Raw genomic sequence first — 12,733 nt, forward strand, 5'->3', positions numbered from 1 at the left:
GAGGCTTTGATCTAGAATGAACACTTTATAAGTCAGCTATTTCTTCACCTGACTGCGCTTGTTCTGGATTTTAATTTTGTTGCATCTCTCAACTTCTTGGCAAATTGTACTTGGCCTTGTGGCTCTATGTTTCTCCTATTATTTGCTGCACAAACTTGTGGTGTTTTTACAAGAACTGTTCCGCCCCTTCAAAAAAGGCAAAAAATACTGGTGTCGAGTTAAGGCCGTCAGTGATGGCGACACCCTCACCTGCTATCGTTTCAATATCCGTCGTTCAGAAACCCGCTTACGCTTTGCCTATGTGGATGCACCTGAATCCAGTCAGGCCTATGGCAAGGAATCCCAGCAGCTGGTCGCAAAAATGATCAAGAATAGACTGGTCCGTGTGCAAATTACCGATATTGACCGTTATGGACGCTGTGTTGGAGTCATTTTCCGACGTCGTAAAAATGTCAATGAAGAACTCATCAAGCGTGGTGCAGCTTGGGTTTATGAAGAATATATCCGTGACAAGAAACACCTCTCCTATCTGATGAGCCTGCAAAGCAATGCCAAGAAAAATAAGAAAGGTCTCTGGCGCGGCACACACCCGGTACGACCAAGTATTTACCGTAAACAGAAAAAATCCTGAGCAGAATAAAGAGCCTTTTGGCTCACTACCGTCCCACAATTTTAATCAGGATATATATTAGGTCATCATAGCAACTCAATAATGTTTTAAATTTATGATATTCATAAATATTTATAATTATGTATTGCACAGCTTTATCTTCTCTTTAAAAGTCTAAGTGGCTGTGTGCAGGCAGAACCTTACTTTGGAAAAACTCAAAGTAGGCAAAAGTCTTTTATTCCCCCATTACGACGTCGTGTCGTGATCGGGAATGTGTTGCATTCCTGCCACCCGCGCGTATCTAAAATCTAATCACTGCAACTCTGGGACATGCCTTTCCGCTATCTTTTATTTTAGCTGATGCTTATAAATAGTTTCGGTAAATTCGCCAAAGACTGAGACTTTTTCGAACAGATGCTCGCCATACATCAAGTCATCAATTAGACGCTCGGCATCGGCATGCTGTATTCCGCTAAGTTGAGTAACTAATTCAATATTAGCTGACGTGATCTCTTCACAAGTGACGGCAACTGAATCTGTCTTCCTTTTCCATAACAGTTTTTTAAATTCGATTTCAGTTAAATCAAAATTCTGTTGTATCAATTTGTGCTGGATAACCTGTATACCGGATGATTCGAGTAATATTTTCAACCCAGCATCCAGTTCATTTCCAATGACAATCAGGCTCTTACAATTGGGGTCAAGTAAGGCCTTGAATACGGCATAGCGCTGTAAATCTGGCATGGAACAACCATCGGTTACCAAATCAAAGCAAATATCCATTTCCTGTAAGGCTTGGGTATGGTTTAGTTTCAGCGCTTCTACCCGGAAATATTCTCCCAGTATCTGTTGCAGTTCAGTATTGGCTGGAGCGATAAAGATGGTTTTATGTTTTAGCACGGACAGAATAAGCGGACTAAAGACATAACTCAGTCGAGAAGCATCAAATTGATCCAGCAACATTACATGATGAATTGTTTCAGTATATGCGCGTGTCTGTGCTGCCTCTTTAACTGCGTGGATCAGCTGTTCAGGTAAGGTAATTGCTGGTTGATGTAAATCCATCATTAAATTAGAACTGCTTTTAAAACATTCACTGATAATTGTTGTTAGGTCTAAATCCTGCATAAATCCACCTTAGCCACTGCTCGCATCTAGGTTTGCATGTTAAAGAAAACTAAAGATTTTTCCCACCAGATTAGCTCATTTACTCCTTGAAATATCTGTTAAGCCATATCGAAGCAACTGATACATCACTTGAATTTTCATATTTATAAGCGTAAATTAAGCATATTTAGTTAACCAGGTTAACATTATTCCTTATGGATACTACCTCCCGCTTTAGATTTGCATTATTACGCTGTGCAAGATTGCTCGGGGATGAAATGAATGCGGTGTTAATTGAACACGGCTTAAATTATTCCTTATGGCAAAGTCTGGTCATTATCAAAATGAATGGTCAATGTACGGCGCTGGATATCGCTCAGGAACTCAGGATTTCAAAACCTGCTGTAACCAAGCGTTTAAATACTTTGATGGAAATGAACTTTATTGAATCACAACCCATGACAGATAAACGCCAGAAATTACTGCAGCTATCTGAAATGGGTGAACAACAGTTCCAGCAATGTTGCGGCAAGATTGATGTTCTGGAAGCAGAATTACTGCAAGACTTCAATAAAGATGAGCTGAAACGTGCTCATGCTTTTGTTTTAGAGTTTATGCATTCCCTTCAGGCGAGAAAGGAGCTTCAACATGACTGAGGCTCAATCCAAGCTTTGGACGAAAAATTTTATTTTTCTTAGTACAATGAACTTCCAGCTGGTTCTGGTGTTCTATCTCCTGGTCATTGTCAGTGTTGGTTATGCCTTAGCTGAACTGGATGCCACTACTGCACAAGCAGGGTTAATCTCCGGTGTATTCGTGGTTGGGACTTTAGTCGGTCGATTGCTGATAGGAAAATTCCTGCCCAATTTGGGTGCCAAAGCCAGTCTGGTTGCCGGAGCCTTGGGCTTTTTCCTGTTCTCTGGTCTGTATTTTATTCCAGTGGATGTACCTTATCTGATTGCGATCCGCTTTGCTCACGGCTTTATGATGGGTGTCGCAGGGACTGTTATTGGAACTGTCATTGCCCAGACCATTCCAGCAACCCGACGTGCTGAAGGCATTGGCTACTTCAGTACCAGTAGTACGCTAGCCACTGCAGTTGGTCCATTCCTGGCGATCTGGCTAATGTCACAATATGACTATAAGGTGATTTTCACTTTTACTTCTATTGTGGCTTTCACCTGTCTGCTCTTCAGTTTTGGTGTTGATACTTCAAAAGTAAAACTGGCTGCAAAAGCTGGTACGCAGCAGTCTGCTCAGCCTACTTCACGTCTGGCGCAGTTTGTTGAGCCTAAAGCTTTTCCTATTGCGGTTATTATCCTGATTGCTGGTGCATGTTATTCCGGCGTACTGTCTTTCCTTAACCTGTATGCTAAGGAAATTGACCTGTTGCAGGCGGCTTCATTCTTCTTCCTGATGTATGCAGCCGCAATTTTGATTTCTCGCCCATTTACCGGCCCATTGATGGATCGCAAAGGCGAAAATATCATCATGTATCCAGCGATTGTGCTTATGGCAATCGGTATTGGTTTGCTCAGTCAGGCACATAATTCATGGATGCTCCTTACCAGTGCAGCGTTATTAGGTTTTGGTTATGGCAATATTCAATCCATTTGCCAGACCATTGCGGTAAAAAGTACCACAATAGAGCGTATGGGACTGGCAACATCAACTTTCTTTATTGCTCTTGATGCTGCACTTGGTTTTGGACCGTATTTTATTGGCCAGTTTCTGGATCAGATCGGTTATCAGCATTTGTATTTGTATAGTGCGGTCATTACACTCAGCTGTCTGCTTTGGTATTACCTGCTGCATGGACGTAAAGTTAAAGCTGCTGCAACTTGATGACATGCTAAAAGCGCCGGCTAAATCGACGGCGATATTCTAACGGGGTTAACCCCGTTTTTTTATGGAATAATCGCCTGAAAGAGCTTGGATCATGATAACCGACATGTTGCATGACTAGATCCACAGCCTGTTCGGTTTCTTCCAGCCGTTTACGGGCTGCTTCAATCCGGATGGCTTGCAGATACTGATTCGGTGGCACATCCAGTGCCTGTTTAAAACGCCTAATCAAAGTACGTGTGGTGAGGTTAAAACGTGTTGCCAGTTGTTCCAGATTAAGCGCTTCATGAAAATGCTGTTCCAGCCAATCCTGTACTTTTTGTACCAGCTCGTCATGATGCGGCTTGCCAATTTTTAGTAAGGAATAAGACAGCTGGCTGTCACGCCGATAATCAATCACAAAGGATTTGGCTGACTGCATCGCCAGCTCAAAACCATAGTAGCGTTCAATCAGGTGCAGTCCTAAGTCAAACCAGGCCAGACCACCACCTGCACAGTAGATATGCTGATCCCGGCTAATCAGCTGATCGGCATGAAGTTTTACTTTAGGGTAAAGAGTCTGAAACATATCCTGAAAGCCCCAATGCGTGGTCGCCTGGCGATCATTCAAAATACCGGCTTCAGCCAAGAAGAAATTCCCCGTACAGTTTCCTGCAATCACTTTCTGCTGCCGGTCTGCTTCTTTTAAATAACGGATCAGTTCCGGATTCTGTTGCAAGGTTTCGATAATCGGCCCGGCAATTGTAGGGACAATGGCAATATCTACATCCTTGATATCTGCATAAGCTAAATGTGCCTGGATCAATATCCCATTAATACAACGGATCGCCTGCCCTTGGGCACTGGCAATTTCTACCTGAAACAGACGATGAATTTCCTGCTGCTGAATCCGGTTCCAGCTCACGCCCGCCATGGCAAATAAATCCACGACTCCAGTAATAGCCGATGCTAAAGCCCCATCAAAACCTAAAACCACCACCTTTTTCATCTGAATATCATTGTCACTTTTCACATCTTAAGTGTCATTATTGACAATTCTAAAAAATAAAAGCAACTACTAGTCTTAAACACATCATATGAATACTCGATTTAAAACTAAATATGACTCAACTTATCAATGACAAAGACCTGAATTTCCTGCTGTATGACGTTTTTAAACTGGAACAGCTGACCGAGCTTGAACGTTATCAGGAACATGATAAAACCACCTTTGACAGTATTTTAGATACGGCCAAAGGCATCGCTACCGATTATTTTGCATCGCACAATGCCAAAGCAGATCAGCACGAACCAACTTTTGACGGCAAAAAAGTCGAAACCATTGCTGAAGTCAAAACCGCATGGAAACAGTTTGCCGATGCCGGGTTACTCTGCGCTCAACATGATTATGATGCCGGCGGTATGCAGTTACCAATTCTGGTCAATATGGCGTGTAATGCCTTTTTTATGTCTGCCAATCCATCAACGGTGGCTTATTCTTTCTTGACCGCTGCCGCAGCCAATGTGATTCAGGCTTTCGGCACCGAGGAACTGAAACACACGTTTGTACCCCATATGTTCAGCGGCCGTTTTTCTGGCACCATGGCACTGACAGAACCGGATGTCGGTTCATCCCTTGGTGATCTGACCACGAAGGCCATTCCTCAGGCAGATGGATCCTATCGGATTAAAGGTCATAAGATGTTTATCTCTGGGGGTGACCAGGACATTACTGAAAATATTGTGCATCTTGTGCTTGCCCGGATTCAGGATGCACCTCAAGGCGTGAAGGGTATTTCCCTGTTTATTGTGCCAAAATTCAAGACCCGTGCCGATGGTTCACTTGATGAGTCTAATGATGTTCAATTGGCCGGCCTACTGCATAAAATGGGCTATCGCGGGACTACCTCGACGGTGCTGAGCTTTGGGGAAAATGACAATTGCTTAGGCTATTTACTTGGTGAAGCAGGTCATGGTTTAAAATATATGTTCAAGATGATGAATGAAGCACGTGTCGGTGTGGGACTTGGTGCGGCAATGATTGGCTATCGTGGTTATCTGGAGTCTCTGAATTATGCCAAAAACCGTCCACAAGGACGTCCGGTAGCCGATAAAGATCCAAATAGTAAACCAGTGAATATCATTGAGCATAGCGATGTTAAACGTATGCTGTTGACCCAGAAGTCCTATGTTGAAGCATCACTGGCACTGTGTCTGTTTGCAGCCCGCCTGATTGATGAACATCAGGCAGCTCAGGATGAAGAGAGTGCTATTTTGCTGGATCTGATTACGCCAGTGGTCAAATCCTTCCCTTCTGCCTATGGCCCCAAAGCCAATGACCTGGCAATTCAGGTCTTGGGTGGTGCAGGCTATACCCGTGAATATCCGATTGAACAGTGCTACCGGGACAACCGTCTGAATCCAATCCATGAAGGCACTTATGGCATTCAGTCTCTAGACCTACTCGGTCGTAAACTGTGGCAACACAACGGTAAAGGTTTAAGCCTGCTCATGCAGCGTATCCAGAAAACTTTATCCGAGATTCAGGATCCCAAGTTAGCTGAACTGGCAGAAACTTTTAAAAAGCATCTTGCGACTGTGCAAAAAACCACGCAGGTTTTAGGTCAGGCTTTGCATCAAGGTCGAGTTGATGCAGCATTGGCGAATTCAGGTTTATATCTGGATATGATGGGTAAAACCATTATTGCCTGGTTATGGCTGGAAATGGCGAATCAGGCACAGTTAAAATTTGCCTCGTCTGACTATGCAGAAGATCAACAATTCCTGACAGGAAAAATGCAGGCAGCTCAATACTTTATCCGCTGGGAACTGCCTGAAGTTGAACATCAGGCACAATTACTGATGAACTTTGATGATACCTGCCTGAATATGCAGCCAGAATGGTTTTAAGATTTAACGAAAATGAATAAAAAATGCGCCCTGAAAGGCACATTTTTTATTCAAAACTGGAAAATATTAAAAACTGAAAATAGTTAAGCTGCATTATCTTGTATACCAAATTTTCTGAAAATCTGCTTGCGTTTAGCTGGCAAGATATTGGCTTTGTTCAGGTCGCCTTGATAATGTTGATACACACGCTTATCCATCATTTTATACCACAATGGTGGTATCAAAGCTGGAATCAGCATGGTCGCATAACCGCTTGGCAAGACAGGTGCTTCCTCAAAATTTCGCAATGCCTGAAACGGCCGGCTTGGGAACGCATGATGATCAGAATGGCGTTGTAACTGATACAGAAACAGGTTGGTAACAATATTATTATTGTTCCAGCTGTGTTCAGGCAAAGTACGCTCGTATTTACCTTTCTCGGTTTCAGCACGCTTCAAACCATAATGTTCAATATAATTGACAATTTCAAACAGGCTGATGCCATAAAATGCCTGTGTTAACGTATATGGAATAATCTTCTTGCCAAAGGTTTTCAGCATCACACCATGATAAGCAGCACTCATCCCCCAGCCATGAAACAATTCATTTTCCTTGCTAAAGAAACTTAAGCCTTTACGCTGTAAACGGCGTTTTTCAATTTCAATTGCAGATTTAAGTCCACCAAATACCGTACGTGGCCAGAATTTATAAAATGACTCTCCCATTTTTGATGAGGCAGGATCTTCAGGCGTCGCGACCCGTTTATGATGTCCATAAGGATGTTCAATCCGGAAATGGTTATAAGCCAATGGCATCAGGCTGGCATGTGACCAGTAGTGATCAGATTTATTCGGGCGGTGACTCAATTCATGGGCGGTGTTTACGCCAACCCCATTAATTGCACCCATCGAGATCCCGAGTAGAACCTGATCGGTCAATGAGACATTGGGGCGTGATACCACATAGCCTGCAAAAGTATTAGCAGCCATTTGCAAAGGAATAAACAATTTTACGATACGGTCATAATAAGGATCTTTGATCAAAGCTTTGATCTGATCATCGCTGGGATTATTTTCATCTTCGCCAATCAGAGCATCTAGTGTCGGAATGATGACATGCAGTAATAATGGCCCACCCAAGGCAAAAACTTTCTTGGTGGCTTTCGGTCCAAAATGGTAGCCGGCCAAAATACCCATACCGATGACTGGTAGGCCCGGACTCAACAGCCATCCGAAACGTTTTTTATCTAGCTGACGGCCCTTCAGCAACTGAGCGTCCTGCTCCAGGTGAATATTTGTGATTTTTGCAGGGGCATTCATTGCGACCCTCCTGTTTTATGTTACCCTGCCCTTATAGTTGAATAATTCAGCGCATGTGCACAGTTGTCAGCGTCCAGAAAAGCTATGTCAGCGTCTTTGTCCTGATCAGCCGATTTCTGACCTCAATTCACATGCAGACTTAAATAAAAATATCTTTTTAATTCAGAATAGAACACGCATGGATGCGCTTAGTAAAATTTTTGATGACATACATTTAGCCAAATCAGAATATATCTATCTGAATGTTCATCATCCTTATCGGCTGTTATACAGACATGAACCGTCCATGCTGGCCTATGTGATTTTGCATGGACAGGCACAGCTTAGCTTTGAAGATTCAGACCATGTCATTGTCTTACAGCAGGGTGATCTGATTCTGCTTCCATCTGCCAAAGCGCACCAGCTGCATTGTCCAAATGATCAAGAACTAACACAAAGTAGTCCCATTAACAGCTTCTTTGCTTCGCATTCACAGCAAAGTATTGATTTCGGTCAGGTCCAGCCACAACGCAGCTTTATTCTGGCGATTCGTTCAAAAATGGATATCCAGATGGCGCGACCGCTAATTACCTCTTTGCCGGATTATCTGCATATCCAGCATATTTTGAGTGATTCAGCCCCGGAATGGTTACAGATCGGATTACAGTTCCTGGCTTTAGAAACCCAGAATACACGTCCGGGCCGTGACCGTATTCTCGATCATCTGGTCAGTATTTTACTTATTGAATGTGTGCGGGATTATATTTTGAATGCCCGGCATGCCTCCAGCTGGTTAAATGCCTTAAGCCATCCTGAACTTTCCAGTGCCTTAGCTGCCATTCATGGCCAGCCAGAACAGAGCTGGACCGTTGAAAGTCTGGCTGAACAATGCCATATGTCACGTTCCAAATTTGCACAATTGTTTACGCAAGTGGTCGGTGAAACGCCTTTGGCTTATCTGCAACAGCACAGGATGCGTCTGGCAGCACGTTATTTAAGAGATGGCTTAATGACCGTGCAACAGATTGCGCATCGCGTAGGTTATTCTTCAGAAACTGCATTTAGTCAGAGTTTTAAAAAGCAGTTTGAACTGACCCCGAGCCAGTATCGTCAGCAGCATCAGGGTCAATAATAGCTGAGAAGATTATTTTACCAGTTCTAAAATGGCAGTCACAGGATCTTCACTATTCCCTGAAAGTAGTTGCTTATGCATGGTCAGATGCTGCATCGCCTGAATCTGTGCTGCTTCAACATTCATTAATGCTTCAATTTCGGCAGCAAGATTCTCAGGGGTTGCTTCAGATTGAATCAGCTCTTGAATCATTTTCTTGCCAGCAATAATATTTGGCAATGAATAGTACTGAATTTTCACCAGAAGTTTAACAATACGATAAGTCAACCAATGCAGCTTATAGAAAGTCACCATTGGACGATGTAACAACATTGCTTCCAGAGTTGCTGTTCCCGATGCCAAAGCAACAATATCTGCTGCATTCATGACCTGACGACCGATTTTAGAATCGCTACCGGTATTTTCCATCAGACGAATTCGGGTCTGTAAGCTTTCTGGATAAGTTTGCAGCAAGGCTTGAATTTGCTGCTTACGTGCATCATTGATGGCAGGAATCAGGAAGATATATTCAGGATGTTTTTGTTGCAGAATTTGCGCAGTATCCAGCACCAATGGCCCAAGACGTTCAATTTCTCCACGGCGGCTACCTGGCAGCAAGGCAATATATTTCTGCGTAGGATCAAGTCCCAGTTCCTGCTTTGCTTCAGCCAGTGGATTCTGTATCGGCAATTGACTCGCTAATGGATGACCGACAAATGCAGCGGGTACCTGCCATTTTTGATAAAAGACTTTTTCAAATGGAAATAAACACAGTACCAGATCGATACTGGCTTTAATGCCATGTACACGTCCCTGACGCCACGCCCAGACGGATGGGCTGACATATTGAACGGTTTTGATCGGCAACTGTCGTTGCTTGATGCTCTTGGACAAACGCAGGTTAAAATCTGGTGCATCAATGCCGATAAATACATCGACTGGATCTTTCGTCCAGGCCTCCACCAGTCCATCACGTACAGCAAACAGCTTACGGATATCTTTTAAGACTTCAACAATACCCATCACTGACAGAATATCCATTGGATAATAGCTTTTAAAACCTTCTGCCATCATCTGTGGACCACCAATGCCCTCAAATTCAGCATCAATCCCCTGCTCACGAAAACGACGAATCAGACTGGCACCTAAGGTATCTCCCGATACTTCACCCACGACGATTCCAATTTTAAGCTTCCGTTTTTGCAAGATGTGATCCTCAAAGAATTGCTGTCAGCATATTAGCATAAGACGAAAAATTTAAGGCTGAACTTGATTCTGATCTGTATGAAATGATTTAAAAATGATGAATCTAAGAATTTAAAGCGCTATATCTACAAATATAATGATGACTACAGGGATTTTCTGAATTCACTTTAGATAAGAATGACCAGGATCACCATGACTACAAATATGCTCAATTGAAAAATGATATAAAGAATGATCTACCAAACTTCTAATTTCCCTTATCACGACCAGCCTATTTTTAAATCAAATAAATTTGCTTATTTTAATAAAGAAGAAATTTTATACTATTAATTATATTTCATGAATTCAATTCCATTTATCTTCCTCGTATTTCCTAACTATAAGAAAATTCTTTAGAAAGCTTACCGGACTTATCCTTTAGACCAGTTTTTTCGATAATAAAACACCTCATTAATCACTTGCTTTATCTTATTTTGGAATAAGCAAATCATTAATCAAGACAACTACTTATCTTTAATAGTCATAAGATATGCTCGTTTTTTGATATTGGCATATATAGATGTTTGGTCCGATTGAGTTTATTTTAGCAGGTGTGTTAGTTGGTTTCTGTGTAGGGATTACTGGTGTCGGCGGTGGTTCACTGATGACCCCTATTTTGATCAGCCTATTCCGGATTGAACCGCACATTGCAATCGGTACTGACCTTCTATATGCCGCAATCTCTAAATTCTGCGGTTCTTTTGTCCATGCAAAAAAAATGAATATTATCTGGCCCATTGTGATCTGGCTGGCGATCGGCAGTATTCCAGCATCTTTGGCCACGCATTGGGTACTTGAGAACTATCTCAGTCAATCTACCCACTATAAAGCAGTACTCACCATGGTACTCGGTTTTATGCTAACGCTGACCGGTATTTCTATTGTATTCCGCGCTTCAATTGAGAAGTTCTTTAATAAATACCGTAAACAAGAACTGCCAGATATGACCCAGGATCTGGAAAAAGTCGATTTTAAATCTGGCAAAAAACGCGCTCTGATTATCATCATGGGAATCGTGCTTGGTGTTTTTGTGACCTTGTCTTCAGTGGGCGCAGGGGCATTCGGTATTATGGCATTGATTCTGATGTTCCCGAATTTGCCGATGATTCGTATTATCGGTTCTGACGTGGTGCATGCCGTACTTCTAACTTTAGTCGCAGGCTTGGGCCATATGAGCGCAGGTAATGTAGACTTTGCTTTGTTAGGCTGGTTACTGGTGGGTTCTATTCCTGCAATCGTGATCGGCACATTGATCAGTTCACGTATGCCTGAGAAAATTATCCGTAAAATTCTGGGTGTTACCCTGTTCTGTCTGGGTGTGAACTTTATGCTCAATCCAGTCAAATCCAAACCTGCTCAACCAGCTCAACCCGAGTTGGTAACCGAAGCAGAAAAATCTCAGGCCGTTTAAACTAAACCTCAGATTCATCACTTTTTTTTCAAAGATTTATTCATCTTTTTTATAACAAAGTGACGCATCATTCATGTTATATTCGGGCTATTAAACAACCTTTTGTATGATCGAACCAGTGACGGCAATGAATACACTACAGTCAAATCCTATTTCACAATCAGATATTGATGATGTGAATATCCAAAGCATGATTCCTCTTGTAACTCCAGCACAATTAAAGACTGAGTTGCCTTTGACTGAGAATGCTTATCAAACCGTACTGAAAGGTCGTGAAACGATTCGCAATATTCTTGATGGTAACGATAAACGTCTTTTTGTCGTGATTGGTCCATGTTCAATTCATGACCCTGAAGCTGCCAAAGAATATGCCGAGCGCCTGAAGGTGCTGAGCGAAAAAGTAAAAGACAGCCTGTATCTGGTAATGCGTGTGTATTTTGAAAAACCACGTACTACCATTGGCTGGAAAGGTCTGATCAATGACCCGGACATGAATGACTCGTTCAATATTGAAAAAGGTCTACGCATTGGCCGTAAGCTTTTACTGGAGCTGAATGAAAAAGGTCTGCCATGTGCAACCGAAGCACTTGATCCAAACTCGCCACAGTATTATCAGGATTTAATTTCATGGTCAGCGATTGGTGCACGTACTACCGAAAGCCAGACTCACCGTGAAATGTCATCTGGCCTGTCTTCACCAGTAGGTTTCAAAAACGGTACTGATGGCGGCCTGACTGTTGCAACCAATGCTATGCAATCTGTAAAGCACGGTCATAGCTTCCTTGGTCTGAATGATCAAGGTCAGGTGGCGGTGATTCGTACTTCTGGCAATCCATATGCTCACGTAGTACTTCGTGGTGGTAATGGCAAACCTAACTATGATGCAGGTTCTGTTGCAGAAGCTGAGACTGCTTTGGCAAAAGCGAAAGTTAGTACCAAGATCATGATTGACACCAGTCATGCAAACTCAAACAAAGACCCGTACTTACAACCATTAGTGCTAAAAAACATCACTGAACAAATTATTGATGGAAATAAATCAATTGTTGGTATTATGGTAGAAAGTCATCTTAAAGGTGGTCGTCAGGATATCCCGGCTAACCTTTGTGATCTGGAATACGGTAAATCAGTGACTGATGGCTGTATTGACTGGGAAACGACTGAAAAGGCATTACTTGATATGCATGAGGCGTTAAAGGACGTTTTACCGAATCGCTAAGCGATTGATCAAAGCGCCA

11 protein-coding genes are annotated in these 12,733 nt (G+C 42.6%); 7 read left to right on the forward strand and 4 right to left on the reverse strand.

Going from position 1 to position 12,733, the window contains the following annotated elements; all coding sequences use genetic code 11:
* Positions 1-76: 76 nt before the first annotated feature.
* Positions 77-631: a thermonuclease family protein gene (locus F955_RS12365; protein WP_004895062.1), complete on the forward strand. Its 555-nt coding sequence runs from the start codon at positions 77-79 to the stop codon at positions 629-631.
* Between the two features lie 327 nt (positions 632-958).
* Here the strand turns inward: F955_RS12365 and F955_RS12370 are convergent, their stop codons facing one another.
* Positions 959-1,678: a hypothetical protein gene (locus F955_RS12370; protein WP_228127688.1), complete on the reverse strand. Its 720-nt coding sequence runs from the start codon at positions 1,676-1,678 to the stop codon at positions 959-961.
* A gap of 254 nt (positions 1,679-1,932) precedes the next feature.
* On the opposite strand from F955_RS12370, the gene F955_RS12375 reads away from it, so the two are divergent.
* The gene (locus F955_RS12375; protein WP_004809559.1) at positions 1,933-2,373 is read left to right on the forward strand and encodes a MarR family winged helix-turn-helix transcriptional regulator; all 441 of its coding nucleotides are present in this window, start codon (positions 1,933-1,935) and stop codon (positions 2,371-2,373) included.
* Positions 2,366-3,562: an MFS transporter gene (locus F955_RS12380; protein WP_004895066.1), complete on the forward strand. Its 1,197-nt coding sequence runs from the start codon at positions 2,366-2,368 to the stop codon at positions 3,560-3,562. Before F955_RS12375 ends, F955_RS12380 begins: the two co-directional genes overlap by 8 nt.
* 7 nt (positions 3,563-3,569) lie before the next feature.
* Here F955_RS12380 and F955_RS12385 read toward each other — a convergent pair whose 3' ends face one another.
* Complete coding sequence (locus F955_RS12385) at positions 3,570-4,550, reverse strand: GlxA family transcriptional regulator (protein WP_004895070.1); 981 nt, start codon at positions 4,548-4,550, stop codon at positions 3,570-3,572.
* 113 nt (positions 4,551-4,663) lie between these two features.
* Between F955_RS12385 and F955_RS12390 the strand changes: the two genes are divergently transcribed.
* Entirely contained in the window at positions 4,664-6,451 is a 1,788-nt protein-coding gene (locus tag F955_RS12390) for an acyl-CoA dehydrogenase (RefSeq protein WP_004895072.1), read from the forward strand.
* Positions 6,452-6,534: 83 nt separating this feature from the next.
* Here the strand turns inward: F955_RS12390 and F955_RS12395 are convergent, their stop codons facing one another.
* On the reverse strand, positions 6,535-7,749 hold the full coding sequence (locus F955_RS12395; RefSeq protein ID WP_004895075.1) for an alkane 1-monooxygenase: 1,215 nt from the start codon (positions 7,747-7,749) through the stop codon (positions 6,535-6,537).
* A gap of 178 nt (positions 7,750-7,927) precedes the next feature.
* Between F955_RS12395 and F955_RS12400 the strand changes: the two genes are divergently transcribed.
* A complete protein-coding gene (locus F955_RS12400) occupies positions 7,928-8,860 on the forward strand; it encodes an AraC family transcriptional regulator (RefSeq protein WP_026056811.1) in 933 nt (310 codons plus the stop codon).
* A 12-nt stretch (positions 8,861-8,872) separates the two neighbouring features.
* Here F955_RS12400 and lpxB read toward each other — a convergent pair whose 3' ends face one another.
* Positions 8,873-10,045 carry a lipid-A-disaccharide synthase gene (gene lpxB / locus F955_RS12405; protein WP_004895079.1) on the reverse strand — a complete coding sequence of 391 codons (1,173 nt, stop codon included), beginning with the start codon at positions 10,043-10,045 and terminating at the stop codon, positions 8,873-8,875.
* Between the two features lie 559 nt (positions 10,046-10,604).
* On the opposite strand from lpxB, the gene F955_RS12410 reads away from it, so the two are divergent.
* Both F955_RS12410 and F955_RS12415 read left to right on the forward strand, forming a co-directional pair.
* Complete coding sequence (locus F955_RS12410; RefSeq protein ID WP_004895081.1) at positions 10,605-11,495, forward strand: sulfite exporter TauE/SafE family protein; 891 nt, start codon at positions 10,605-10,607, stop codon at positions 11,493-11,495.
* A 127-nt stretch (positions 11,496-11,622) separates the two neighbouring features.
* On the forward strand, positions 11,623-12,714 hold the full coding sequence (locus F955_RS12415) for a 3-deoxy-7-phosphoheptulonate synthase (RefSeq protein ID WP_111810749.1): 1,092 nt from the start codon (positions 11,623-11,625) through the stop codon (positions 12,712-12,714).
* Positions 12,715-12,733: the final 19 nt, after the last annotated feature.

Source organism: Acinetobacter schindleri CIP 107287 (genome assembly GCF_000368625.1).
Taxonomy (GTDB): domain Bacteria; phylum Pseudomonadota; class Gammaproteobacteria; order Pseudomonadales; family Moraxellaceae; genus Acinetobacter; species Acinetobacter schindleri.

What these genes read in the sequence shown, in the direction of transcription:
- F955_RS12380 (WP_004895066.1), top strand. Translation starts at nt 2,366, where the DNA reads ATGACTGAGGCTCAATCCAAGCTTTGGACGAAAAATTTTATTTTTCTT.
- F955_RS12390 (WP_004895072.1), top strand. Translation starts at nt 4,664, where the DNA reads ATGACTCAACTTATCAATGACAAAGACCTGAATTTCCTGCTGTATGAC.
- F955_RS12415 (WP_111810749.1), top strand. Translation starts at nt 11,623, where the DNA reads ATGAATACACTACAGTCAAATCCTATTTCACAATCAGATATTGATGAT.
- F955_RS12375 (WP_004809559.1), top strand. Translation starts at nt 1,933, where the DNA reads ATGGATACTACCTCCCGCTTTAGATTTGCATTATTACGCTGTGCAAGA.
- F955_RS12395 (WP_004895075.1), bottom strand. Translation starts at nt 7,749, where the DNA reads ATGAATGCCCCTGCAAAAATCACAAATATTCACCTGGAGCAGGACGCT.
- F955_RS12410 (WP_004895081.1), top strand. Translation starts at nt 10,605, where the DNA reads ATGTTTGGTCCGATTGAGTTTATTTTAGCAGGTGTGTTAGTTGGTTTC.
- F955_RS12370 (WP_228127688.1), bottom strand. Translation starts at nt 1,678, where the DNA reads ATGATGGATTTACATCAACCAGCAATTACCTTACCTGAACAGCTGATC.
- F955_RS12385 (WP_004895070.1), bottom strand. Translation starts at nt 4,550, where the DNA reads ATGAAAAAGGTGGTGGTTTTAGGTTTTGATGGGGCTTTAGCATCGGCT.
- F955_RS12400 (WP_026056811.1), top strand. Translation starts at nt 7,928, where the DNA reads ATGGATGCGCTTAGTAAAATTTTTGATGACATACATTTAGCCAAATCA.